28 protein-coding genes and 1 other annotated feature are annotated in these 26,099 nt (G+C 38.7%); of the genes, 16 read left to right on the forward strand and 12 right to left on the reverse strand.

The features are described 5' to 3' along the window. Positions 1-19 precede the first annotated feature (19 nt). The 8 genes from nth to NYR30_RS01795 form a co-directional block, all read right to left on the reverse strand. A complete protein-coding gene (gene nth / locus NYR30_RS01760) occupies positions 20-655 on the reverse strand; it encodes an endonuclease III (RefSeq protein ID WP_066106533.1) in 636 nt (211 codons plus the stop codon). Beyond that, positions 655-1,338 (reverse strand): electron transport complex subunit E, encoded by a 684-nt coding sequence (locus tag NYR30_RS01765; RefSeq protein WP_066106538.1) that lies wholly within the window; start codon positions 1,336-1,338, stop codon positions 655-657. The genes nth and NYR30_RS01765 overlap by 1 nt, the downstream gene beginning before the upstream one ends. Before the next feature lie 13 nt (positions 1,339-1,351). Continuing rightward, entirely contained in the window at positions 1,352-1,984 is a 633-nt protein-coding gene (rsxG, locus tag NYR30_RS01770) for an electron transport complex subunit RsxG (protein WP_302501729.1), read from the reverse strand. 9 nt (positions 1,985-1,993) lie between these two features. Beyond that, a complete protein-coding gene (rsxD, locus tag NYR30_RS01775; RefSeq protein ID WP_066106545.1) occupies positions 1,994-3,064 on the reverse strand; it encodes an electron transport complex subunit RsxD in 1,071 nt (356 codons plus the stop codon). Continuing rightward, positions 3,057-5,366 (reverse strand): electron transport complex subunit RsxC, encoded by a 2,310-nt coding sequence (gene rsxC / locus NYR30_RS01780; protein ID WP_302501730.1) that lies wholly within the window; start codon positions 5,364-5,366, stop codon positions 3,057-3,059. Before rsxC ends, rsxD begins: the two co-directional genes overlap by 8 nt. Before the next feature lie 10 nt (positions 5,367-5,376). Continuing rightward, positions 5,377-5,985, reverse strand: a complete 609-nt coding sequence (rsxB, locus tag NYR30_RS01785; protein ID WP_066106551.1) for an electron transport complex subunit RsxB — start codon at positions 5,983-5,985, stop codon at positions 5,377-5,379. Then, on the reverse strand, positions 5,985-6,566 hold the full coding sequence (rsxA, locus tag NYR30_RS01790) for an electron transport complex subunit RsxA (protein WP_302501732.1): 582 nt from the start codon (positions 6,564-6,566) through the stop codon (positions 5,985-5,987). The genes rsxB and rsxA overlap by 1 nt, the downstream gene beginning before the upstream one ends. Before the next feature lie 98 nt (positions 6,567-6,664). Further along, a complete protein-coding gene (locus tag NYR30_RS01795; protein ID WP_302501734.1) occupies positions 6,665-7,390 on the reverse strand; it encodes a SanA/YdcF family protein in 726 nt (241 codons plus the stop codon). Between the two features lie 194 nt (positions 7,391-7,584). Between NYR30_RS01795 and rppH the strand changes: the two genes are divergently transcribed. From rppH to NYR30_RS01875, 16 genes are all read left to right on the forward strand, one after another. After that, positions 7,585-8,172 (forward strand): RNA pyrophosphohydrolase, encoded by a 588-nt coding sequence (gene rppH, locus NYR30_RS01800; RefSeq protein ID WP_066421183.1) that lies wholly within the window; start codon positions 7,585-7,587, stop codon positions 8,170-8,172. A 2-nt stretch (positions 8,173-8,174) separates the two neighbouring features. Beyond that, positions 8,175-8,966, forward strand: coding sequence for a sulfite exporter TauE/SafE family protein (locus NYR30_RS01805; RefSeq protein WP_066106561.1), 792 nt, complete (start codon positions 8,175-8,177; stop codon positions 8,964-8,966). Between the two features lie 19 nt (positions 8,967-8,985). After that, positions 8,986-9,786 carry a prolipoprotein diacylglyceryl transferase gene (lgt, locus tag NYR30_RS01810; RefSeq protein WP_066106564.1) on the forward strand — a complete coding sequence of 267 codons (801 nt, stop codon included), beginning with the start codon at positions 8,986-8,988 and terminating at the stop codon, positions 9,784-9,786. After that, positions 9,786-10,637: a thymidylate synthase gene (locus NYR30_RS01815; RefSeq protein ID WP_066106569.1), complete on the forward strand. Its 852-nt coding sequence runs from the start codon at positions 9,786-9,788 to the stop codon at positions 10,635-10,637. Before lgt ends, NYR30_RS01815 begins: the two co-directional genes overlap by 1 nt. Before the next feature lie 259 nt (positions 10,638-10,896). Further along, complete coding sequence (ccmA, locus tag NYR30_RS01820) at positions 10,897-11,544, forward strand: cytochrome c biogenesis heme-transporting ATPase CcmA (RefSeq protein WP_066112716.1); 648 nt, start codon at positions 10,897-10,899, stop codon at positions 11,542-11,544. A gap of 6 nt (positions 11,545-11,550) precedes the next feature. Continuing rightward, positions 11,551-12,213, forward strand: a complete 663-nt coding sequence (gene ccmB / locus NYR30_RS01825; protein ID WP_066421180.1) for a heme exporter protein CcmB — start codon at positions 11,551-11,553, stop codon at positions 12,211-12,213. Between the two features lie 22 nt (positions 12,214-12,235). Beyond that, positions 12,236-12,976 carry a heme ABC transporter permease gene (locus tag NYR30_RS01830; RefSeq protein WP_066112718.1) on the forward strand — a complete coding sequence of 247 codons (741 nt, stop codon included), beginning with the start codon at positions 12,236-12,238 and terminating at the stop codon, positions 12,974-12,976. A gap of 11 nt (positions 12,977-12,987) precedes the next feature. Beyond that, positions 12,988-13,200, forward strand: a complete 213-nt coding sequence (ccmD, locus tag NYR30_RS01835) for a heme exporter protein CcmD (RefSeq protein ID WP_066421178.1) — start codon at positions 12,988-12,990, stop codon at positions 13,198-13,200. After that, positions 13,197-13,739 (forward strand): cytochrome c maturation protein CcmE, encoded by a 543-nt coding sequence (gene ccmE / locus NYR30_RS01840; RefSeq protein WP_302501737.1) that lies wholly within the window; start codon positions 13,197-13,199, stop codon positions 13,737-13,739. The genes ccmD and ccmE overlap by 4 nt, the downstream gene beginning before the upstream one ends. Continuing rightward, positions 13,736-15,694, forward strand: coding sequence for a heme lyase CcmF/NrfE family subunit (locus NYR30_RS01845; RefSeq protein WP_302501738.1), 1,959 nt, complete (start codon positions 13,736-13,738; stop codon positions 15,692-15,694). Before ccmE ends, NYR30_RS01845 begins: the two co-directional genes overlap by 4 nt. Then, entirely contained in the window at positions 15,687-16,253 is a 567-nt protein-coding gene (locus NYR30_RS01850) for a DsbE family thiol:disulfide interchange protein (protein WP_066421171.1), read from the forward strand. Before NYR30_RS01845 ends, NYR30_RS01850 begins: the two co-directional genes overlap by 8 nt. Next, on the forward strand, positions 16,238-16,714 hold the full coding sequence (locus tag NYR30_RS01855) for a cytochrome c-type biogenesis protein (RefSeq protein ID WP_066421167.1): 477 nt from the start codon (positions 16,238-16,240) through the stop codon (positions 16,712-16,714). Before NYR30_RS01850 ends, NYR30_RS01855 begins: the two co-directional genes overlap by 16 nt. Continuing rightward, complete coding sequence (gene ccmI / locus NYR30_RS01860) at positions 16,711-17,613, forward strand: c-type cytochrome biogenesis protein CcmI (protein WP_066421164.1); 903 nt, start codon at positions 16,711-16,713, stop codon at positions 17,611-17,613. The genes NYR30_RS01855 and ccmI overlap by 4 nt, the downstream gene beginning before the upstream one ends. A gap of 135 nt (positions 17,614-17,748) precedes the next feature. Next, positions 17,749-18,243: a molybdopterin-guanine dinucleotide biosynthesis protein MobB gene (mobB, locus tag NYR30_RS01865; protein ID WP_066106596.1), complete on the forward strand. Its 495-nt coding sequence runs from the start codon at positions 17,749-17,751 to the stop codon at positions 18,241-18,243. A 13-nt stretch (positions 18,244-18,256) separates the two neighbouring features. Next, positions 18,257-19,660 (forward strand): DHA2 family efflux MFS transporter permease subunit, encoded by a 1,404-nt coding sequence (locus NYR30_RS01870; protein WP_066421161.1) that lies wholly within the window; start codon positions 18,257-18,259, stop codon positions 19,658-19,660. Positions 19,661-19,790: 130 nt separating this feature from the next. Next, positions 19,791-21,395 carry an ABC transporter substrate-binding protein gene (locus NYR30_RS01875; protein ID WP_066112730.1) on the forward strand — a complete coding sequence of 535 codons (1,605 nt, stop codon included), beginning with the start codon at positions 19,791-19,793 and terminating at the stop codon, positions 21,393-21,395. Positions 21,396-21,427: 32 nt separating this feature from the next. On the opposite strand, the gene hisD is transcribed toward NYR30_RS01875, so the two are convergent. The 4 genes from hisD to mtr all read right to left on the reverse strand — a co-directional run bounded on the left by hisD (position 21,428) and on the right by mtr (position 25,900). Then, positions 21,428-22,714 carry a histidinol dehydrogenase gene (gene hisD, locus NYR30_RS01880; RefSeq protein WP_302501741.1) on the reverse strand — a complete coding sequence of 429 codons (1,287 nt, stop codon included), beginning with the start codon at positions 22,712-22,714 and terminating at the stop codon, positions 21,428-21,430. 11 nt (positions 22,715-22,725) lie between these two features. Further along, a complete protein-coding gene (gene hisG, locus NYR30_RS01885; protein ID WP_302501742.1) occupies positions 22,726-23,625 on the reverse strand; it encodes an ATP phosphoribosyltransferase in 900 nt (299 codons plus the stop codon). Between the two features lie 35 nt (positions 23,626-23,660). Then, positions 23,661-23,783, reverse strand: a sequence feature (His leader region). A gap of 108 nt (positions 23,784-23,891) precedes the next feature. Further along, a complete protein-coding gene (locus NYR30_RS01890) occupies positions 23,892-24,644 on the reverse strand; it encodes a class I SAM-dependent DNA methyltransferase (protein WP_197495421.1) in 753 nt (250 codons plus the stop codon). A gap of 2 nt (positions 24,645-24,646) precedes the next feature. Continuing rightward, on the reverse strand, positions 24,647-25,900 hold the full coding sequence (gene mtr, locus NYR30_RS01895; protein WP_066112737.1) for a tryptophan permease: 1,254 nt from the start codon (positions 25,898-25,900) through the stop codon (positions 24,647-24,649). Between the last annotated feature and the right edge of the window lie 199 nt (positions 25,901-26,099).

The following is a 26,099-nucleotide window of genomic DNA, read 5'->3' on the forward strand; positions in this document are numbered from 1 at the left end:
TATTTTCTCTCTTGATTTTTTAATATTCTGTTTTTTCTTTAAATTCGCAGAGATCCTCAATTAAACAAGCACCACAACGAGGTTTACGGGCAACGCAGGTATAGCGGCCATGTAAAATTAGCCAATGATGAACATCAACTTTAAATTCATCCGGTACCACTTTCAGTAATTTTTTTTCTACGGCGAGGACATCTTTACCTGGTGCAAAACCAGTGCGATTAGCAACACGAAAAATATGGGTATCAACAGCAATCGTTGGCCAACCAAAAGCCGTATTTAACACAACATTGGCAGTTTTACGACCAACACCGGCAAGCGCTTCTAACGCTTCTCTTGATTCAGGGACTTCACCATTATATTTCTCAACTAAATCGCGGCAGGTTTTCATAATATTTTCTGCCTTGCTGTTATATAGACCGATAGTTTTGATATAACTTTTTAAGCCATCAATGCCCAAATCGAGAATCGCTTGTGGGGTATTTGCTACTGGGAAAAGTTTAGCTGTTGCCTTATTGACACCAACATCGGTTGCTTGTGCTGATAGAATTACAGCGATCAATAGCTCAAAGACCGAGTTGTATTGTAATTCTGTAGTAGGATGCGGATTGGCATCACGTAAACGTGTCAGAATCTCAATTCGTTTTTGCTGATTCATTATTTTTTCCGTTCAATGATATTTTTGATGGCAAGTAATACAGCTAAACCTAGAAATGCACCTGGTGGTAAAATGGCTAGTAGAAAATGGTTGTCGGCATGGAATAACGTTATTTTTAGCGCTTTAGCTGATTCACCGAATAAATTCTCCATACCGCTAAATAAGGTGCCATTGCCGATAGCTTCTCGTAAAGCGCCTAAGACCACTAAGCTTAATGTCATGCCTAAGCCCATTGAAAAACCGTCGAACATAGAATGCAATACTGGATTTTTTGAAGCATAAGCTTCAGCTCGCCCAATCACGATACAGTTAGTAACAATTAAAGGAATAAATATACCTAGTGATTGATAGAGGGAGTAGGTATAAGCATTCATTACCAACTGTACGATAGTTACTGTAGAAGCAATGATCATCACATAAATTGGAATACGGATGGCTTTCGGAATTAAATGACGACATAACGAAATAACGCTATTAGTGCAAATCAACACTAACATTGTTGCTAAACCTAAACCGAGTGCATTAGCGACAGTATTAGAAACGGCGAGTAAAGGACATAATCCTAGCAGTTGCACTAAGGTAGAGTTATTTTTCCAAACACCCTGCCACAATAAGGTTTTCCAAACCGAAGTTTGTGAGTTATCAGCAGGAAGGGTTTCAGTAATGGATGTTCCATGATTCATAATGAGGTTCTCACTATTGGCAACGGGTAAATTGTTCAGCATTAAAAACAAAAGGTTTAGCTAAAAATTGCACTAAGCCTCTTTTTATGGCATTGACGACAGCGCGCGGCGTAATAGTTGCACCAGCAAATTGATCAAAATCACCACCATCTTTTTTAACCGCCCATTTATCACTCTCTTCTATTTTGAAGACTTTATTGGTAAAGGCATAAATCCAGTTAGATAGACGAGTTTCAATTTTGTCGCCTAATCCTGGCGTTTCGTGGTGTTCTAATACGCGGACACCTAACACTTTGCCGGTAGGCGTTACCGCGACTAAGATCCGAATATCGCCTGAATAGCCGTCCGGTGCCGTAGTTTCAAATAGATAAGCTGCGATTTGTTCTTGTTGTTTTGCGAGATATAAACGTGAAATATTTTGTAAACCACTCTGTTCTTTAGGACGATAGCAAGCGGCTAATAGATTATTATCTGCAAAGTTTTTTGGCAGCACTTCTGATAATAGTTGGCGTTGTTGATTTTCCATCGCCTGTTGAATGCGATCTTGTGTGAGGAGATAAATACCCAAGGTAACAAGCGTACAGATTAACGCAACTAATCCTAAGATTAAGGCATAATTTATTGTTGTTCGTTTTATGGTTGCCATTGTTTTTCCTTAACGACCGTAAAGACGTGGTCGAGTATAGTGATCAATTAAAGGCACGCAAATGTTGCTGAGTAATACAGCAAAAGCAACTCCATCTGGATAGCCACCGTAAAAACGGATCACATAGAGCAAGGTTCCGACCAGCACACCAAAATATAATTTTCCTTTCGGTGTAATTGAAGCAGTGACTGGGTCAGTAGCAATAAAAAAGGCGCCAAACATCGTTGCTCCAGAAAAAAGTTGCCATAATGGCGATGGAAAAGTTTCCGGTGCAATTAACCAAGTGACGCTACTAAAGATAGAGAGTGTTACTAATAGGGCCACTGGAATTTGCCAATGAATAACTTTTTTCCAAATTAAAAATAGACCACCTAATAAGAAAGCCAGATTTACTTGCCACCAACCAATGCCCATTGGCACAGTAAGCATTTGCTGCCAATTGGTGTGTTGGAAAATAGGTGAAGTCGCAATTTTGCTCAACTCAAGATGATTTTTAACCCCAGTTTTAACACTATCTAATGGTGTTGCTTGGGTAACGCCATCAATGGTTGAAGTTAATTGATGCAAACTATAACCGTCGCTGCTCACTCCTTGGAAAATCAATAAATAAGCATCACGAAAACTGGTCGGTTCGAGTAATAAGTGATTCGGTAACGCCCAAGCGGTCATTTGTGCAGGAAAAGAGACTAATAAAATCGCATACCCAACCATCGCAGGGTTGAATGGATTTTGTCCTAAACCACCATAAACGTGTTTACCTAAAATAACGGCACAAAAAGTTCCCAATAGAATTAACCAGTAAGGTGCATATGGTGGGATAGCGACAGCCAAAATTAATGCTGTTAATACAACACTTAAATCAGATAGGTCAGTCCAATTACGTTTACCTCGCAATTTAGTCACGATCCATTCTAAGCAGACAGCAAAGCTAACAGCTAACCCGATTTGAATTAAAGTACCAAAGCCAAAGTAATAGAGTTGTACGATGATAGCTGGGATCATTGCAGCAATAACCCATAGCATCACTTTGGTGGTTAAGCTAGTGGAATGAACGTGTGGTGAACTTGCCATTCTAAACATTATGATGATTTCCTTCTCGTTCTGCTTTTTTCGCTTTAGCACGCGCAATTGCTGCTGCAATCGCAGCTTTACGTGGATCTGTTTCCTCTGTGGTTACGGTATTGCTTTCAATCGCTGTTGTTTCTGTTGCAGCAGCATTTTGTTCAGCAGCTTGTGCCACTTTTTTCGCTTTAGCACGCGCAATCGCTGCGGCAATCGCAGCTTTACGTGGATCCGTTTCCTCTGTTGTTGCGGTATTGCTTTCAATCGTTGTTGTTGCTGTTGCAACAGTATTTTGTTCAGCAGATTGTGCAGCTTTTTTCGCTTTAGCACGCGCAATTGCTGCGGCAATCGCAGCTTTACGTGGATCCGTTTCCTCTGTGGTTACGGTATTGCTTTCAATCGCTGTTGTTTCTGTTGCAGCAGCATTTTGTTCAGCAGCTTGTGCGGCTTTTTTCGCTTTAGCTCGCGCAATTGCTGCGGCAATCGCAGCTTTACGTGGATCTGTTTCCTCTGTTGTTACGGTATTGCTTTCAATCGCTGTTGTTGCTGTTGCAACAGCATTTTGTTCAGCAGCTTGTGCCGCTTTTTTCGCTTTAGCACGTGCAATTGCCGCAGCAATCGCAGCTTGTTTATCATTAGCTTGAGTTGTAGTGTTTTCTGTTTGCGCTTGTTTTGCTAATTTGCGAGCTTTGCGTGCCGCCATAATATCACTATTGTCTGGCAAAATTTCGCCATGTTCACTAGTAATAGTTTTAATGGTTGGTTTTTCCGCTGTGCTATTAGCAGCCTGTTTTTGACGAATTCGCTCTAGCGCTGCTTGTACAGGATCAACACCTTGTTGTTTTGCCATTTCTGCACGTCGTGCTTCAGCAGCTTGTTGTGTACGGCGATCACGTTCTTGTTTTTCTCTTTCTAATCGAGCTTGTTTTGCTTCAAAGCGTAGTTTTGCTTCTTCCGCTAATTTTGCTTTTAGATCTAGTTCAGCAATTTTCGCTTTCTCTTGGCGGAAATATTGTATTAGCGGAATGTTGCTTGGACAAACATAAGCACAAACACCGCATTCGATACAATCTTTGAGATTGTATTCTTGCGATTTTTTATGATCTTCACTACGCGCAAACCAGTAAAGCTGTTGCGGCATCAATTTTAATGGACAATGATCGGAACAAGCCGAACAACGAATACAGTTACGTTCCGCTGGTGGTGGTTGATATTCAAAATGATCTGGTGCAATTAAACAGTTAGTAACTTTTGTTACCGGTGAATTTAGGTTAGGCAAAATAAAGCCCATCATTGGACCACCCATAAATACAGGGAAGCGTTCATCATACTGATAGCCAGCTTGGCTAAGCAGATGATAAATCGGCGTACCAATACGAACCCAAACATTTCTTGGCTGTGGAATTTTGTCGCCAGTTATGGTGACGACACGTTGAATCAATGGTTCATCATTAATAATCGCTTTTTTGACTGCAAATGCTGTTGCCACATTATTCATCAATACGCCAATTTGTGATGAACGCCCATTATTAGGTACTTCTAATCCCGTTAGCACTTGAATCAATTGTTTCGCTGCACCAGACGGATATTTGGTTGGAATTACGCGAACTTCAATATCATTAGCACCAGCTAGAGCTTGTTGCATTGCAGCAATTGCTTCTGGCTTATTATCTTCAATCGCTAAGACCACTTTTTCTGGGCGCAAAATATAACGCAAGATACGAATCCCTTCGATGATATCGTGGCTGCGATCACGCATTAGACGATCATCACAAGTAATATAAGGCTCACATTCTGCACCATTAATAATTAATAGTTTCGTTTTATTTTCTGCGCTAGAGATTTTCGATGCAGTAGGGAAAACAGCACCACCTAAACCAGCGATCCCTGCTTGATAGATCTTTTTCACTAATTGTTCTGGCGGGACAGTGAGAAAATCTTCGATTGGCTGACGCTCACGCCATTGATCTTTTCCGTCAGCTTGTAAGGTGATCGTAGTTTCAGGCAAACCTGACGGATGAGAAGATACATAATCGCCAATTGCTATAATGGTACCAGAAGTAGGCGCATGCACTGGCAGAGTACGATAATTCTCGCCAGTTGTTAAAGGTTGTCCTTTCAGCACATAATCGCCAACTTGTACCAATAGTTGCCCCGCATTACCCGCGTGTTGTTTCAACGGAATGTAATAGGTTTCAGGCTGTTTTAATGAGGAAAGTTGTGTGCCATTGGATTGCTGTTTCATTTCTGGTGGATGAATACCGCCAGGAAAATCCCACAACCGATTCTGTTTTATTCGGGTTAATACATCATCTAACATTTTGACTTTCCTAATTTTTTATTGTTTTTGGCGTTGTTGCAGCAGGTACTTCAACGATAGGGATAATCAAATTTTGATCATATTTCCAATTCCACGAATCAACAGTCGGTTTTACTTTTTCCATCGTAATACAGTCTGTTGGACAAGGTGCAACGCAGAGTTCGCAACCTGTACAGAGATCTGGAATGACAGTGTGTAATGCTTTATTTGCCCCAATAATGGCATCAACAGGACAAGCTTGGATACATTTTGTACAGCCGATACACATCTCTTCATGAATGAATGCCACTTTGGCGACAGGTTCATCTTCAAAGACACCTTGCGGCGCTTCTACACCTAATAAATCTGCTAATTTCTCAACTAAAGGTTGTCCGCCAGGTACGCATTTAGTGATAACATCGCCATTGGCAATGGCTTCGGCGTATGGACGACAACCAGGGTAACCACATTGCCCGCATTGGCTTTGCGGCAGTAAGGTATCAATTTTATCAACAATAGGATCCGATTCGACTTTAAGTTTTATTGAGGAAAAGCCGAGGATCGCGCCAAAAATCAGCGCCAATAGGGCGACGCTGATTAAGATCCAAACATAAGGTGATAATGATAATAACCAGGACATTAGACTCTCACTAATCCACTAAAGCCCATAAATGCTACTGACATTAATCCAGCTGTAATTAATGCAATTGATGCACCTTTAAAAGGAAAAGGTACATCAGCAGCCTCAATCCGTTCCCGCATTGCAGCAAATAACACTAATACCAGTGAAAAACCTAGTGCTGCACCAAAGCCGTAAATGACTGATTGAATAAAATTGTGAGCTAAATTAACGTTTAATAAAGCAACGCCAAGGACAGCACAGTTAGTCGTAATTAAAGGTAAGAAAATTCCTAAGAGGCGATACAATGTAGGACTGGTTTTATTGATCACCATTTCAGTAAATTGTACTACCACTGCGATGACGAGAATGAATACTAACGTACGCAGATAAATTGCATTAAGCGGTAATAAAATATAATGGTCTACCAAGTAGGCGACTAAAGAAGCAACCGTTAATACAAAGGTAGTTGCTAATCCCATACCAACGGTAGTATCCACTTTTTTAGATACTCCCATAAATGGGCATAAACCAAGGAATTTCACTAGCACAAAATTGTTAATTAACGCTGTGCTAATAATTAAAAGAATATAACTAATCATTGTCCTATCACCTAAAAATAAGGGTGCTATTATCGTGTTTTCTCAAGCAGAGAACAATAGCTAAATGCTAGTATTTATTGTATTAGCTAATGAAAATGTTATTGCTCATAAGGAGGCAAAATAGGTGGAGGTAAAGGCTCTGGTTTACCTAAAAAATAGGGTTGTTTGCCTAATATAATGTCTAATACTGCTTGTACACGTGCAAAGAATTCACGAATGCGTACCATTGGATAACCTTCTGGATAATCTGCTTCAAAACAAATTGCATCAAGGTTGTAATGTTTAGCAATAAACAGTGCCCGTTCGCAATGAAAGCGTTGCGTAATAATCGTTAAGGATTGCGCATTAAAGATTTTATCTGCACGAATGACCGAATCTAAAGTACGAAAGCCAGCGTAATCGAAATACATAGTTTGCGATGGCACACCCATTTTGAGTAAATCTTTAAACATTCGTTGTGGTTCATTGTATTGCATAGTGCGATTATCGCCACTAAGCAAAAGATAATCGACTTTATGATTTTTCACTAATAGTTCAGCAGCAGAAAGACGATTGTAATAAAACAGATTTAACGTGTTATTTTTAAAATACTTCGCCGTTCCTAACACTAAACCATAAGGGCGATAAGGTAGATGATCGATATCGTGATAGATACGATCACGTACCCACAAACTAATGCCAATATCAATAGAAACTAACAGCACTGCGCCTAAACAACATAGCGAAATCAAGATTTTTAGCAATTTTTTATAATGCACAGTAAACCACTGTTTGCAGGGGACAAACAGACGGAGCAAAAATGGTTTTACTGTAATCTTGAACATTTGGCTTTCTCGTTTTAACAATAGTAGCGCTTAATGGTAGCACAAATTTCAATAGAAAGCAGAATACTCACCAAGCTAGATTGTGATCTTGATGATCTATTTCTACCAATGTGAAACTTGAGAAAATAGCAATAGTATGAAACAATCAACGCCATCTTTATCCATCAAAAAGTTAATATTTAAGGTTGTCGATAGTGATCGATTTCGACGGTTATCGTCCTAACGTCGGTATTGTTATTTGTAACCAAAAGGGGCAAGTCTTTTGGGCGAAACGATACAATCAAAATTCATGGCAGTTTCCACAAGGTGGCATTAATCCACGTGAAACGCCGGAACAAGCAATGTATCGTGAGCTGTTTGAAGAAGTTGGCTTAACCCAAAATGATGTAAAAATTATTTATAGTTCAAAACAATGGTTGCGTTATAAATTACCTAAACGTCTTATTCGCTTTGATTCTCGACCAGTCTGTATTGGGCAGAAACAGCGTTGGTTTTTGCTACAACTCACCAGTCCAGAAAATAAAATCAATGTTACCACAAGTTCTTCACCTGAATTTGATGGCTGGCGTTGGGTGAGTTTTTGGTATCCCGTACGACAAGTAGTGTCCTTTAAACGTGATGTTTATCGCAAAGTAATGAAAGAGTTTGCTGGTGTTTTATTTAATGAGAAAGAAGGTATAAGTGCCATTAGCTCAACAAATGAAGCTAGACGAACCACTTCAGAAAAAAAATCAGCCTCAGGTAAATACCAAAAACGTCCATTTAATAAAACAAGGGGTTAAAAATGTTCACATTTTTTCTGATTTGCTTAATAGTCGGAGCAATTGTTGGTTTCCTTGCCGGATTATTTGGCATTGGCGGTGGTTTAATTATTGTACCTGTTTTGGTCTATTTATTACCAATGGCTGGTGTACCTAATGAAGTGTTAATGGCATCTGCGTTAGGTACTTCATTTGCCACTATTGTGATTACCGGATTCTCTTCAGCACAACGCCATCATAAACTGGGCAATATCGTTTGGGATGCAGTGAAAATTTTAGCGCCGGTAATTATGGTGACAGTCTTTATTTCAGGCCTGTTTATTGGCAAATTAGATAAAGATCTTGCTAGTAAAATCTTTGCTTGTTTAGTCGTTTATTTAGCCCTCAAAATGGTGTTATCAATTCGACCAAAACCATCCAATAAAACATTAACTCCAATGGCTTCAGTGATTGGTGGTATTTTAATTGGGATTGCCTCAAGTGCCGCAGGGATTGGTGGCGGTGGTTTTATCGTACCATTTTTAAATTCTCGCGGTATTGATATGAAAAAGGCAATCGGTTCTTCTGCATTTTGTGGTATGTTACTTGGCGTTTCTGGTATGTTAAGTTTTATTGTTGGGGGCTGGAATGTGCCTAATATGCCAGATTTTTCATTAGGTTATGTTTATTTACCTGCGGTGGTAGGAATTACATTGACCTCTTTCTTTACTTCAAAAATTGGCGCAACAACAACAACGAAACTTCCAGTTCCTACTTTGAAGCGTTATTTCGCCTTGTTGTTGATCGGTATTGCGATAGATATGTTCATTAAATAAAAAAGATAAAAGGAACAGTATGAATACGGAGTTTCTAACTTACCCTCAATTTGATCCAGTGATTTTTGCGATTGGGCCGATTGCGTTACGTTGGTATGGTCTGATGTATTTGATTGGATTTTTATTTGCACGCTGGCTAGGTATTCGTCGAGTGAAACAAGCTAATAGTGGTTGGACAGTAGATCAATTTGATAATTTATTGTTTAACGGCTTTTTAGGTGTGTTCTTGGGTGGACGTATCGGCTATGTGTTATTTTACCAATTTGATCTGTTTTTAAGCGATCCTGCTTATTTATTCCGCGTTTGGGAAGGTGGAATGTCTTTCCATGGTGGTTTAATTGGGGTCATTACTGCAATGTGGCTTACTGCTCGTGCACAGAAACGTCAATTTTTTGTTGTCGCTGATTTCGTTGCTCCATTGATTCCATTTGGCTTGGGAATGGGGCGTATTGGAAACTTTATTAATGATGAGTTATGGGGACGCGTTACTGATGTGCCTTGGGCGGTGCTTTTTCCATCTGGGGGTTATTTACCACGTCATCCATCGCAATTATATGAAGCCTTTTTAGAGGGGGTAGTATTATTTATTATCCTTAACTTATTTATTCGTAAAGCAAGACCTGCTGGTTCAGTTTCTGGTTTATTTTTACTCTGTTATGGTTTATTCCGCTTTATTGTCGAGTTTTTCCGCGAGCCCGATCCGCAGCTAGGTTTGTATTTTGGTCATGAAATTTCAATGGGACAAATCCTTTCTACACCGATGATTATTATTGGTATTGGTTTAATTTGGTTTGCCTATCAGCAGAAGGAAAAACGATAATGAAAGCATATCTTGAACTATGCCAGCGTATTATTGATGAAGGTACTTGGGTAGAAAATAAACGAACAGGCAAACGCTGCTTAACAGTTATTAATGCGGATTTGACTTATAACGTTGCCAATAATGAATTTCCACTAATTACTACGCGTAAAAGTTTTTGGAAAGCAGCTATCGCAGAACTGCTTGGTTATATCAGAGGTTATAGCAATGCTGCTGATTTTCGCCGTTTAGGTACGAAAACGTGGGATGCCAATGCTAATGAAAATGCCGCGTGGTTAGCGAATCCATATCGTAAAGGTGAAGATGATATGGGACGTGTTTATGGTGTACAAGGTCGTCAATGGCGCAAACCGAATGGTGAAACAGTCGATCAATTAAAGAAAATTATCCACAATTTAAGCAGAAAAATTGATGATCGCGGTGAAATCCTGACCTTCTATAATCCGGGAGAAATTGAACAGGGTTGTTTGCGCCCTTGTATGCATACGCATACTTTTTCGTTATTAGATGACACACTATATTTGACCAGTTATCAACGCTCTTGTGATGTACCGTTAGGATTAACTTTTAACCAGATTCAAGTGTTTACCTTGTTAGCATTAGTAGCACAAATTACTGGTAATAAGCCGGGTCTAGCTTTTCACAAAATTATTAATGCACATATTTATGAAGATCAACTTGAGTTGATGCAGAATGTGCAATTAAAACGTGAACCGTTACCATTGCCGCAGTTGGAGATTAATCCAGATATTAAGACATTAGAGGATTTGGAAACTTGGGTAACTTTAGATGACTTTAAGGTGCATAACTATCAGTCGCATCCAGCGATTAAATATCCATTTTCTGTGTAATTAATTTATTTTTCCCTCTTCCATCAGTGAAGAGGGAATCTATCTATTCTCATCTTTGCTATAGATCAAAAAAAAGTGAATTGCCATTTTTGATAAATTAACTTATTTATCAATAAGTTAATTGTATTTTTTGAATTCTATTTTGTTATTTTTACTACCAAATAGGTACAAATGCGGCTTAGATATAAATACCACCGAATGCCCGCTTATGTTAGAATTCTGCTCCGTTAAATTAATCTAGCCAATCAGCAAAAAATATATGAATTCAATCAATCAGTTACAGGTAAAAGATTTAAGTTGTCAACGTGGGGAACGTATTTTATTTGCTGATCTTAATCTTCAATTCCAAAGTGGTGATTTTGTTCAAATCGAGGGACACAATGGTGTTGGTAAAACCACATTATTACGAGCATTAAGCGGTCTTTCACGTCCACGCAACGGTGAAATTTTGTGGAATAATCAGCCCATTTTGCAGCAACAAGATGAATTTAATGCTGATTTACTGTTTTTAGGACATCATGCAGGGATTAAACCTGAATTAACCGCTTGGGAAAATTTACGTTTCTTTCAAAAAACAACAGCGAGTCGCCAACAAGCAGAAGTGTTATGGGAAACTTTACAAGTAGTTGGGCTGCTCGGTTATGAAGATATTCCAACCAGCCAACTATCAGCAGGACAGCAAAAGCGAGTATCGTTGGCGAGATTATGGTTATCCACTGCACCATTATGGATTTTAGATGAGCCTTTTAACACAATTGATAAACGTGGTGTGCAGGTGCTTACCCATCTTTTTGAATTTCATGCAAGCCAAGGCGGTATGGTGATTATTACCAGTCATCAAGATGTGCCAAGCGATATTGTGCAGAAAGTACAATTAGAAAAATACAAAGTTATAGAAACAGAATAGTGCAAGATGATTTTTTACGAAATAATCAAACGAGAATTACAAATTGCGATGCGAAAACCAAGTGAGATTCTCAATCCATTATGGTTTTTTTTGATTGTGATTACGCTTTTCCCTTTAGTTGTAGGGCCTGAGCCGCAACTTTTAGCACGTATTGCGCCCGGTATTGTTTGGGTAGCAGCACTGTTATCGGCGTTATTATCGTTTGAACGGTTATTTAAAGATGATTATTTAGATGGTTCATTGGAACAGCTGTTGTTATTACCAATTCCATTGTCGATGACTGCTTTAGCGAAAATTTTCTCTCATTGGTTATTAACTGGCTTCCCGCTGATTTTGTTATCACCAATTGCTGGTTTGTTATTGTCGTTAGAAGTGGATGTGTGGTGGGCATTAGTACAAACCCTATTTATTGGCACACCAATTTTGAGTTGTATTGGCGCAGTTGGCGTTGCGCTAACAGTCGGATTGCGTAAAGGCGGAGTATTGTTAAGTTTGTTAGTAGTGCCATTGTTTATCCCTGTTTTAATTTTTACTGCTGCGGTATTGGATTCAGCTGTGTTACATCTTAGTTATGGTGGGCAGTTGGCAATTTTAGCAGCGATGTTGGTGCTGGCGCTGGTGAGTTGTCCGTTTGCGGTTGCTGCAGCATTGAGAGTAAGTTTGCATTAAAAAATATTATAGGTAGAAGATTATGTGGAAATGGTTACATCCATACGCAAAACCTGAAACACAATATCGCATTTGTGGAAAGTTAGTGCCATTTGTTGGTATAGCTAGTTTTTTGTTATTAGCTGTGGCTTTAGTGTGGGGATTAGCCTTTGCACCAGCAGATTATCAGCAAGGTAATAGCTTCCGTATTATGTATATTCATGTGCCGACGGCAATTTGGTCAATGGGTATTTATGCCTCAATGGCAGTGGCAGCATTAGTGGCATTAGTTTGGCAAATTAAACAAGCGAGTTTAGCAATGGTTGCAATGGCGCCGATTGGGGCGTTATTAACTTTTCTTGCATTGGTAACAGGGGCAGTTTGGGGCAAACCAACTTGGGGAACTTGGTGGGTTTGGGATGCCCGTTTAACCTCAGAATTAATTTTATTGTTTCTCTATTTTGGCGTGATTGCGTTATATAGCGCATTCCAAGATAAAATTGTTGGGGCAAAAGCAGCGGGTATTTTGTCTATTGTCGGTGTGATTAATTTACCGATAATCCATTTTTCTGTGCAGTGGTGGAATACTTTGCATCAAGGAGCAAGTATTACCAAATTTGAGAAACCATCAATCGCTACAGAGATGTTAATTCCGCTATTATTGTCGATTTTCGGCTTTATGTTGCTAAGTGTGTATTTAACGCTAGTACGTTATCGCAATGAATTGTTAAATGCGGATAAGAAACGTGCTTGGGTACAAGCATTAGTACAAAAGATGCAATAAGGAATAATAAGATGACACCATTTTTTGATAGTTGGAGTGCCTTTTGGCAAATGGGGCAGCATGGCTTATATGTATGGCTCTCTTATGGAATTTCATTGATTGCAATTCTGTTATTGATAATTGTCAGCCATCGTGGCAAACGAAAAATTTTGGTAGAAGTAAAAAGAGAAATGGAACGTCAACAGCGGATTAAACAACGTACCGCTACGGAGAATAGTTTATGAATCCACGCCGTAAATCAAGACTTTATTTAATACTATTTGTGGTTGCTGGGATTAGCATTGCAGCAGGGTTAATGCTGTATGCATTACGTCAAAATATCGATCTTTTTTATACACCTAGTGAAGTGATTTATGGCAAAAATAATGATGCCAGTTTAAAACCTGAACCAGGTCAGCGTATTCGAGTTGGTGGTATGGTTGTCGATGGTTCAGTAGAGCGTGATCCTAATAGCTTAAAAGTTAAATTTAAATTGAATGATATTGGGCCAGCAATTGATGTTGAATATGAAGGTATCTTGCCGGATCTGTTCCGCGAAGGACAAGGTATCGTTGCACAAGGCACATTGAAAGATCCAACAACATTAGTAGCGCATGAAGTCTTAGCAAAACATGATGAAAATTATGTACCGCCTGAATTAGGTGAGCAAATGAAGAAAGTGCATAATCCAATGGGCGTATCAGAAAAAGATCTGAAAGGGGAGTCTGAGCGCGATAAGATGCAGCTTGAACAAGCGTTACCACAATCCGAGGAGAAAAAATGATCGCAGAATTAGGCAATTATGCGTTAGCGCTTGCATTAGCAATTGCGATCTTATTAACAGTGATTCCGCTTTGGGGTGTGCGACAAAATAATCCATTATTAATTGCGTTAGCCAGACCGATGGCATTAGGACTGTTTTTAAGTTTGTCATTTGCCTTTTTTGGCTTGATGTATCTTTTTGCGATTAATGATTTCAGCGTACAGTACATTGTCAATAACTCAAATAGCCAGTTGCCGATCTATTATCGTTTATCAGCAGTATGGGGATCGCACGAGGGATCGCTATTATTGTGGATTTGGCTGTTAAGCTGCTGGAGTTTGGCAGTTGCGATTTTTAGCCGTCAATTACCGCAAGAATCTGTTGCCAGAGTTTTAGCGGTAATGGGGATGATCAGCATTGGCTTTTTAGTTTTTGTGATTTTTGCCTCTAATCCATTTGTTCGTACCTTCCCTGATTTTCCTGTTGATGGCAAAGAGTTAAATCCAATGTTGCAAGATATTGGGCTTATCTTCCATCCGCCATTGTTATATATGGGATATGTGGGTTTTTCTGTCGCTTTTGCCTTTTCTATTGCTTCTTTAATGAGTGGTAATTTGGATACTGCTTGGGCTAGATGGTCAAGACCTTGGACCTTAGCGGCTTGGTGTTTCCTCACTTTAGGTATCGTGTTAGGTTCTTGGTGGGCTTATTATGAGCTTGGCTGGGGCGGCTGGTGGTTCTGGGATCCAGTGGAAAATGCCTCATTTATGCCTTGGCTAGCAGGAACGGCGTTATTGCACTCATTGGCAGTTACAGAAAAGCGCGGCAGCTTTAAAGCTTGGACGGTATTATTAGCGATTTTAGTCTTTTCATTATGTCTATTAGGTACCTTCCTTGTACGCTCTGGTATTTTGGTTTCAGTGCACGCTTTTGCCTCAGATCCAACTCGTGGCTTGTTTATTCTCGCTTATTTAGTGGTGGTGATTGGCGGCTCACTTGGGTTGTATGCTTATAAAGGCAATGAAATTCGTTCTCGTGACAATTATCAGCACTATTCCAGAGAATCTATGCTGTTGTTGAATAATGTATTGTTAATGACTGCATTAGCGGTAGTGTTATTGGGTACCCTATTGCCATTGGCACATAAACAGTTGGGCTTAGGATCGATTTCAATCGGTGCGCCATTCTTTGACCAAATGTTCTTAATTATTATGGTGCCATTTTCATTATTGCTAGGTATTGGTCCATTAGTGAAATGGCGGCGTGATCAATTTTCAGCAATTCGTAAAGCAGTCGTGATCAGTGTTATCGTAATGGCGTTATTAGGTTTTATATTGCCATTTGTGTTAGCGGATAAATTAACGGTTAGTGCCGTATTGGGCAGTATGATGACAGTGATTATTGCGATCTTAAGCTGCTATGAATTGCAGCAACGTGCAACACACCGTACAGGATTTTGGCAAGGTTTAACTAAATTATCTCGTTCTCATTGGGGAATGTTTTTCGCCCATATTGGACTTGCGGTTTCTGTATTTGGCATTGCTTTTAGCCAAAATTTTAGTGTTGAAAAAGATGTCAGAATGAGTGTCGGTGATACGGTTAATGTTGCTGGTTATGATTTTAAATTTAGCCAAGTCAAAGAGAGTGACGGTCCAAATTACTTAGGGGCAACAGCATCTATTACTGTTAGTAAAGATCAGCAGCCGATAACAACCTTAGCAGCTGAAAAACGTTTTTACCAAGTGAGTCGTATGAGTATGAGTGAGGCGGCAATTGATGGTGGCGTTACTCGAGATCTTTATGCGGCATTGGGCGAACGATTAGATAATGGCGCTTGGGCAGTACGTTTATATTACAAACCGTTTATTCGTTGGATTTGGTTTGGTGGTTTATTAATGGCATTAGGCAGTGTGTTATGTATCTTTGATCGCCGTTATCGCTTTAGCAAATTAGTTAAAGGAGTGAGCAATGAATAAAAAATTGTATTTACCTTTAATTGTTTTTGGCTTGTTTGTGGTATTAGCGACAGTAGCGTTAATTCGTAATGCGCAAGGTGATGATCCAAAAGCATTGGAGTCAGTGCTAGTTGGGCAGCCAGTACCAGTTACTACAACCTTGACCGATCTCTTTGTAGCAGATAAACAATATAATGAAACTTTATTTAAACAAGGCAAGCCACTCTTATTAAACGTGTGGGCAACTTGGTGTCCGACTTGTTATGCAGAACATCAATATTTAAATCAATTGGCACAACAAGGTATCACCATTATTGGTATTAATTATAAAGATGATGCGGCTAAAGCGAAAAAATGGTTAAGCGATTTAGGTAATCCATATCAAGTCGTGCTTGATGATCAAAAAGGCAGTGTTGGTTTGGATCTTGGAGTTTATGGTGCACCAGAAACTTTTGTGGTTGATTGTCAAGGCATTATTCGTTATCGCCATGCAGGTGATGTTAATCAACAAGTTTGGCAGGAAAAATTGCAGCCTCTTTATCAGAAATATGCAGCGGAGGCAGTATGTTCCGCCAAATAAGCACTCTCATTTTTTGTAGTTTGTTGTTGTGGGTAAGTAATACCACATTTGCCGCAATTGAGGCGTTACATTTTCGTTCTAACGCAGAAGAGCAAACCTATCACGAATTAACGCAAGAATTGCGTTGCCCGCAATGCCAAAATAATAATATTGCCGATTCTAATGCGTTAGTGGCAACAGATATGCGAGCTAAGGTGCTAGAACTGTTACAACAAGGAAAAACCAAAACAGAAATCGTTGATTATATGGTTGCTCGTTATGGCAATTTTGTCACTTATGATCCGCCTGTTACTGCGGGTACGATTATCTTGTGGCTCGCACCATTGGCATTGCTATTAATTGGAGTAGTGATGTTATTACGCCGACGTAAAGCATTACCAACAGAACAAACAACGGCTGAATTGACAGCGGAACAGCAAGCACGTTTACAACAATTATTAGAAAAAGGAAAAGAGCAATGAGTTTTTGGTTAAGTGCATTAGGATTGACGTTAGTGATTGCGTTGATTTGCTTTTTTCCGTTATTACGGCAAAGAAAACAGCAGAAAAATATTGAACGTGAAGCCTTTAACAAAGCCTTCTATTTTGATCGTCTAAAAGAACTGGAACAAGCGGCTGCACAAGGATTATTGGATAACGAACAACAATTAAAAATCGAGTTACAACAAGCGTTATTGACGGATATTCCAAGCAAGACAAATAATGTTGCACAATCACAACAACAATTCGGTAAAGTTTGGTTTGTTACTGCATTTTTATTGTTATTTGCGTTAGCGGGAGCGAGTTATTTTGCGGTAGGTTCGTGGCGTACGCAAGAGATGTTAGAGCAATCTTATACAAAATTGCCACAATTATTTGCTCGATTACAAGATGAGCAGAAAAAGCCACTTTCTGATAGTGAAATTGAACAATTTATTGTTGCCTTGCGATTGGATTTGCAAAAACATCCGGAGAATGCAGAAAATTGGTGGCTGTTAGGGCAGATGGGAATGGCAACTGACAAAGCGCAGTTGGCAATGGATAGTTATGCCAAAGCTTATCAGTTAGTGCCAACGGATTTAACTTATAAATTGTCGTATGCCAGAATCTTAATGTTCTCGCAGGATCAAAATGATAATAGCAAAGGGCGTACGTTATTGTCTGAAGTGATTCGTCAGGATCATAGTAATGCAGATGCGTTAGGATTATTAGCTTTCGATAGTTTCCAACGTGGTGACTATAAAATGGCAATTGTGAGTTGGAATATGATGTTACAGCTATTAGCACCAGATGATCCGAAACGCCAATTATTGGAACGTAGTATTGAGAATGCTCGTCAAGAATTACAGCGCCAAGAGCAAAGTCAGCAAAAACAACCTTAAAATTATGATTAGGCTTAATGAAAAAATTAAGCCTAATACTTTTATCACAATGACAATCTTAGTAGAGTATTATAGTTTGTCATTTTTCTCACAATAAATTGCCACAAGATTTTTTCATTTTTAAAGGAGTACCTAATGATCCCAATGCTTGGTATTACTGGTTATAGCGGTACTGGCAAAACAACCTTATTAGAAAAATTATTACCGTTATTGGCAGCACAAGGTATTCGTACTGCGGTTATCAAACATACACACCATAATGTGCAATTAGATAAACCAGGAAAAGATAGCTGGCGTATGAAAGAAGCTGGCGCACAACAGGTAATTATGACTTGTGATCAACGTTGGGCATTAATGACAGAAACTCCACAACCAGTAACGCTAAATTATTTAGCGCAACAATTTGATCCACAATTGGTTGATTTAATTTTAGTGGAAGGCTTTAAACAAGAACCGATCGCTAAAATTATGTTGCATCGCCAAGCAATAGAAAAACCATTACCAGAGTTTGATGAGCATATTGTTGCATTAGCGTTAGATTATCAATTGATAACAGATTTACCTGTATTAGATATTAATCAGCCACAACAAATTGCTGATTTTATTGGTAAATTTTATCGCCAGTTATAGGAATAATAACAATATGGCAGTAGCTTTAAGTAAAGAACATCGTGGATTAGCTTGGATTGCCTCGTTTGCCTTTTTTATGCAAACGTTGGACGTCACTATTCTTAATACCGCATTACCTATGATTGCCCATGATTTACATGAATCGCCATTAAATATGCAACTAACAGTAATTAGTTATGCGTTGACGGTTGCCTTATTTATGCCATTAAGCGGTTGGTTGGCAGATCGTCATGGTACGCTAACTATTTTCCGTTATGCGGTTTTGTTATTTGTACTGGGATCAGTGTTTTGCGCTATGTCGGGATCGTTAGATATTTTAATTTTATCGCGGATTGTACAAGGTATTGGTGGCGCGATTATGATGCCAGTAGCGCGTTTAACCTTGATCAAAGCAGTGCCAAAAACGGAATTATTACCAGCATGGAATTTAATGGCAATGGCAGGATTAACTGGACCGATCTTAGGACCGTTATTAGGTGGTTGGTTGGTAACTTATGCTTCTTGGCATTGGATCTTTTTAATCAATATTCCTGTTGGTTTATTAGGTATCTTTTTTGCCCGTTTTTATATGCCAAATTTGACTGGTGCTCGTTCAAGTTTTGATCGTATTGGCTTTGTGCTCTTTTCCGGCGGTATTGTGTTAGCGACATTAGGGTTGGATTTTGTTGGTGAAGCGAATCGAGAACGCGATTTGTCAGTCATTTTTATTTTAATTGGTGCATTATCTCTTGTCGGTTATGTCTTTTATGCAAGAGGTAAACGTAGTGTGTTATTTCCACTTTCTGTCTTTTTTAATCGGACGTTTACGTTAAGTATGATTGGCAATGTATTAATTCGTTTGTCGGCGTCCGGAGTACCGTTTTTGTTACCATTAATGCTGCAAATTGGTTTGGGTTATCCAGCAGATCAGGCTGGTATGTTGATGGTGCCGTTAGCGATTAGTTCGATTATTATGAAACCAATTATTACCAGAATTTTGACAAAATTCGGTTATAAACGAACCTTAATTAGCGCGAGTATTCTACTCACCTTTGCGGTCATTGGGTTAGGTTTTATTGGTTATAGTCAGAATCTGATTTTTAGTATCTTGATCATTATGTTTTATGGTGCTTGTATTTCGATGATCTTTTCTAGTGTTAATACGTTAATGGTCAGCGAATTAAAAGATGATCAAGTTAGTGCTGGTACGACTTTATTGAGTATTGTGCAACAAATAGGAATTAGTTTAGGAATTGCAGTTGCTTCGGTAGTGTTGAATTTATATCATCATCGTGCTGGACAACAAGAATTGCTACATAGTTTCAGTAATACTTTCTTTACTTTGTCTGTATTTGGTGTGTTATCAATGCTGACATTTCTGCTTTTTCGCAGTAACGTTGGTGAATCTATGCACCATAAAAGTAATACAACAGAATAGTTATGTCATTTAGTTATAATGAACGACTTTTTGTTATTTCATTTTTACCATTAACTGACTAAGCTATATCGCGATAATGAATGCGTTTTCTATTCAGGGCGCATAAGTGATGACTACGGGGAGTAACCAAATGAAATTTAAACAAGTTTTTGCATTAAGTGCAGCGGCAACTGCATTATTGAGTACAGCTAGTTTTGTTCATGCAGAAAAAACATTTATTAACTGTACTAGCCGCTATCCGCAAGGGATTAGCCCAGCGTTGGTGATGGATGGTATTTCTTATAATGCTAGCTCACAGCAAGTCTATGATCGTTTAATTAATTTTAAACGTGGTTCGACTGAAATTGAGCCGGGCTTAGCAGAAAGTTGGGATATTTCCGCTGATGGTTTAACTTACACTTTACATTTGAGAAAAGGAGTTAAATTCCATAGTAGTAAAATTTTTAAACCGACTCGTGATTTTAATGCAGACGATGTAGTGTTCTCCTTTATGCGTCAATTAGATCCAAATCATCCATATCACAATGTTTCCAAAGGAACTTATCCTTATTTTAATGCGATGAAATTCCCACAATTATTAAAATCAGTGAAGAAAATTGATGATAATACAGTGGAAATTACGCTAACACGCCAAGATGCAACTTTCTTGCCTACCTTAGGTATGGATTTTCTTTCTATCTATTCAGCGGAATATGCTGATCAAATGATGAAGAAAGGTACACCGGAAAAAATTGATACCGACCCAATTGGTACTGGACCGTTTATGTTTGCCGGTGCGAAGTTGGATCAAGCATTACGTTATAAAGCTAACCCTGATTACTGGCAAGGTAAAACACCAATTGATACTTTGATTTTCAGTATTACGCCGGATGCAACAGCTCGTTATGCGAAATTGCAAAAGGGACAATGCGATATGATCGATTTCCCAAATGTAGCTGATTTAGGCAGAATGAAGAAAGATCCAAAAGTACAATTGGTATCACAACCAGGGTTAAATGTTGCTTATATTGCGTTTAATACAGAGAAAGCACCATTTAATAATGAAAAAGTGCGTCAAGCATTGAATTATGCGGCGGATAAAGCAGCCATTATTGAGTCAGTATATCAAGGCGCAGGTATTGCAGCGAAGAATCCGTTGCCACCAACGATTTGGAGCTACAACGATCGTATTCAAGATTACCCATTTGATTTAGAAAAAGCGAAAAAATTATTAGCAGAAGCGGGTTATCCAGATGGTTTTGAAACAGAACTTTGGGTACAACCGGTAGTGCGTGCTTCTAATCCAAATCCACGTCGTACGGCAGAGATTTTACAAAATGACTGGGCGAAGATTGGGGTAAAAGCAAAATTAGTCAGCTATGAATGGGGTGACTATATTAAACGTACTCGTGCTGGTGAATTTACCGCAGGAATTTATGGTTGGTCTGGTGACAATGGTGACCCAGATAACTTCTTATCACCATTATTAAGTTGTGAAAATGCCAATAATGGCAGCAACTATTCACGTTGGTGTAATAAAGAGTTTGATGCGCTATTAGCTAAAGCGATTGTGACATCAGATAAAAAAGTTCGTGCACCATTATATGAGCAAGCACAAGAGATCTTCCATAAAGCAGTTCCTTGGATTCCAGTAGCTCACTCTGTAAGTTATACGCCATTAAGCCCACGTGTGCGTAATTATGCACAAAGTCCGTTTGGTTATAATGCGTTTTATGGGGTAGATGTTGTTGAGTAGTGGAGAAAGCGGGCATAGCCCGCTTTTTTAAATTATTTCAATGACTCACAACGCAAAGTAACCGCATTTTTATGCGCTTGTAATTGCTCAGCTTCTGCCATTAATTCTACCGTTTTCGCCAAATTAACAAATCCTTGTGGTGTTAATTCTTGAACTGTCATTCGTTTGCTGAAATCTGCTAAACCTAAACTAGAGCTGGTTTTACTATAGCCATAAGTAGGTAAAACATGGTTGGTACCTGAAGCATAATCTCCCATACTTTCAGGTGAATAAGCACCTAAGAAAATCGAACCAGCATTATCTAATAAAGGCAATAATGCTCTAGCGTTTTCAACCTGTACAATCAAATGTTCTGGCGCATAATCGTTGCTAATTTCCACACATTGATCTAGGTCGGCAGCAATAATAATACGGCTATGTGACAATGCTTTGCTTGCTGTTTCTGCTCGAGGTAATAAGGCTAATTGACGTTCAATTGCCGCTTCAGTAGCAGTTGCTAATTGTTGGCTTGGTGTGACTAAAATCACTTGTGAATCAGCGCCATGTTCTGCTTGAGATAATAGATCCGCAGCAACAAATTCTGGATTAGCATTTTGATCAGCAATGACTAATACTTCTGATGGACCGGCTTGCATATCAATCGCAGCACCATTTGGATCTTGGCTAACTTGGCGTTTTGCTTCGGTAACAAATGCGTTGCCTGGACCAAATATTTTATCCACTTTTGGAATTGATTCGGTGCCAAATGCCATAGCCATTACCGCTTGAGCGCCACCTACTTGATAGATCGTTTCCACACCACATGATGAAGCTGCATATAAAATTTCATCCGCAATTGGTGGTGGTGAACAGAGAATAATTTGTTGGCAGCCAGCAATTTTTGCTGGAGTAGCTAACATCAATACAGTAGAAAATAGTGGCGCAGAACCACCAGGAATATATAGCCCTACTTTGTTAATCGCACGAGTTAATACTTGGCAACGAACGCCAGGTTGTGTTTCTAGATCAACAGCTTGTGGTTGTTGTGCTTGGTGAAAAGTAGCGATATTGCGTTGTGCTGTTTGAATAGCTTGTTTTAATTCTGCTGGAATTCTAGCGCTAGCATCGGCGATTTGTTGTGTAGTTACTTGTAATTGCGTTAATTGCACTTTGTCAAAGCGCTGATTAAGTTCAAATAACGCTTGATCGCCTTTGGCTTTTACTAATTCACGAATTTCATCAACAGCAGCTTGAATAGTTTGCGAACTGCCGATTGCTGGGCGTTGCATTGCTTGCTGGCGTTGTTGCTGATCTAATTCATTCCAAATCAATGTTTTCATACGCTACTTCCTTAATTCATCATTTTTTCAATTGGTAGCACAAGAATAGAGCTTGCTCCAACCGCTTTAAGTTGTTCCATAGTTTCCCAGAATAGATTTTCTTGGCTTACCATATGTAGGGCAACACGATCATCTTCATTCGCTAATGGTAGGATGGTTGGATCTTCAACGCCAGGTAATAACGCAATCACTTCTTTTAATTTGCTCTTCGGTGCGTGCAACATAATATATTTAGATTCTCTTGCTTGCATTACCCCTTGAATACGAGTAAGTAATTTATCAATTAATTGTTGTTTTGCTGGCTCTAATGGATTGTTTTGTTGGATTAAGCAAGATTTTGAATGGTAAATAACATCAACTTCACGTAGTCCATTCGCTTCTAAAGTTGCACCAGTGGAAACGAGATCGCAGATAGCATCGGCTAAACCTGCACGAGGCGCGACTTCGACAGAACCATTGAGTAAACAACTTTTGAATTTTAAGCCGCGTTCAGTCATAAAACGTTTTAATAATTGCGGATAGGAAGTTGCAATACGCATATTATTTAAAGATTCTGGACCTGTATAATCAGCATCCTGTGGTACAGCGAGGGATAAACGGCAAGCACCAAAATCTAAGCGAGTTAACATTTTGTAATTAGCTTCTTCGCCGCTGGCTTTACGTCTAAGTTCTTCTTCTTCTAAGACGTTTTCGCCGATAATCCCTAAATCAACGACACTATCAAAGACTAAGCCGGGAATATCATCATCGCGCACACGTAAAATATCAATTGGTAAGTTTTCAGCATAAGCGATAAGGCGCTGTTCATTAAGGTTGATCTTCACTCCGCATTGTTTGAGTAATTCTTGTGAATCTTTGCTTAAACGACCAGATTTTTGCATAGCAATCCGTAAACGAGTTTTATCTGACATTGTGTATTTCCTTCTTGTTAAATTTAAATATTAAAAATAAAAAACCCTTCAGAATGACTTCCGAAGGGTGTTATTTTGTATTCGTACTCTCGGAAGTTTTTTATCTTCCAAGCAGCACCAAACGCCTGAAAGATTATTCAGTTGAATGGTGATGATGATGAGAGAAACGAAATAAAACCATAAATTTTTTAAATTCCTAAGCTAATAAGCGACCTGTTTAAACTATGCGATTTCATTTAATTATGCAAGTGTTTTCTCGGTAATTTTTACAGTTTCTTCGCTTTAATAAATAATAATACTGGACGATGTTGTAAATCTTTAAATTCATTATGCCAAGTGATTTTTTGATCTAACATCGGCTCTTCCAGCTTTTGGATGATAAAGCCTGCTTGAATCAGCATATTTATAATGGTTGATACTTTACGATGATAGGTTTTAAACGGTTGTTTAAACCAATTACGTACTCGTTCACCTTCATCACGATAATAATTTAAACGGTAAGCGACTTGTTGCTTATTTTCATCTTTCTGCCAACGATCACCACCTTGATAGCAAGTTACAATTGGATGTTCTTGTGAAAAAATAAGTTGTCCTTGTGGTACTAATTTAGCGGAAATTTGCTGCAATAATGTTGGAAAATCAGCGACATAATGAAATGCAAAAGAACTGGTAATAATATCGAATTGTTGTTCCTCGCATTGTTGTAAGTTTTCCATTGCCAATTGATAAAGGCGATAACGTTGTTGAGCAATTTTTGCTTGCTGTAAATTTTCTTTCGCTTGTTGCAACATTTTTGCGGAAAGATCGACGCCAACCGCATAATTGGCCCCTTGCTGCAAATAATGTTGTAAATGAACGCCAGTGCCACAACCAAGATCAAGGATCTTTTTACCGTTTACATCACCAACGAGTTGAAACATAGTTGGCTTTTCAACAATTTCATTTAAGCTAATTGGATTGTTGCGTAATTTTTGATATAGCTCGAAAAAGCCCTCTTGATCATAAACGCTGGTCTGCATAATTATCCTTTAAACATTGACAAATAACCGTAACGAGCTGCTAATTGTGCCACAATATTTAACACGCCAAATAGGATAACAAAATAGATCATAAAGTTGCCGCCAAATACTGTATAGGTTTGGTCAGGGAATTTTTTTCGACAGGCGCGCGCTAATAGTGCTGGTACAATAGCTGCCCAAATAGTTGCTGCTAAACCAGCATAACCAATCGCAATTACAAAACCGAATGGGAATTGTAAACTTAATACTAATGGTGGTAAGAAGGTAATCAAGGTTGTTTTCGTACGTCCAGCAACGCTGTCATCAAACTTAAATAAGTCAGCAATATAATCGAATAATCCAAGGGTTACTCCTAAGAAAGAACTAGCAATAGCCATATAAGCAAAGAAGTTCAAAATCACTGCCATATATTCGGTTTGGATATATTTACTTAATGCACCAAGTAAAGCTGCTATATCACCATCTTTAGCAATAACAGGGGCAAATTCATGGCGAGGTAGATTACCTTGGATAGCGAGCTGCCATAATACATAAATGATCAGTGCAATTAAGGTACCTAGAATAATTGATTTTTCAACACGTTTGCCATCACGATTATAGTATTTCACTAAACTTGGTACATTGCCATGGAAACCAAAAGATACTAGACAAACAGGTAACGCTGCTAACAAGTAAGGTAAATAACTTTGTTCGCCTTCTGCAATAGTATTGAATAATACTTCTGTTTTTACAGAAGTTAGCAAACCGGCAGTAGATAAGAAAAAGGCAATAACCATACCGACGATCAATATTGTGGTAAAGCGATCAACTGCTTTGGTTGATAACCAGACGAAGGCTGCCAAAATAAGACAGAAAATTAATGAACCATAACTTCTGCCTAGTTCAACGGTATTACTCTCTGAGCTTAGTAGTTGATTTAAGAGATTCTCAGTAATACCACCGCCAGAAGTAATATAGGCATAAGTTAAAATATAAAGAACAAAAACTAACGATAAACTATTGATAATATTGGCACTATTACCAAGTAAGTCTTTAACAATCGTACTAAAGCTCGCACCGGTTGGATAATGTAAGTTAGCTTCCAAGATCATTAAGCCAGAGGTGGTCATACAGAACCAAGTGTAGATTAAGGCGAGAATTGAACCGATAAACCATAATCCAGCAGTTGCAGTTGGATTAGCAAACATTCCAGCGCCAATTGCTGTTCCAGCAATAATCATTGCACCACCAAGTAAAGAGGGAAGTTTCTGACTCATGATTTTTCTCCAGTAATATTTTTTTTGCACTATTATAGTAGTACATTATTAAAAGTAAATACTTAATACTTACAGTAGGAAATTTTTTCTATGATGCTGATTAATATTTCATCCATAAGACCAAAAAATTGGCTAATTTTCGCTGGAAAAATTCACGTTAAATGAAAAAAATGCGATGAAGTAATCGATTACGTTCTCA

It is taken from the genome of Gallibacterium salpingitidis (assembly GCF_030517105.1).
Classification (GTDB): domain Bacteria; phylum Pseudomonadota; class Gammaproteobacteria; order Enterobacterales; family Pasteurellaceae; genus Gallibacterium; species Gallibacterium salpingitidis.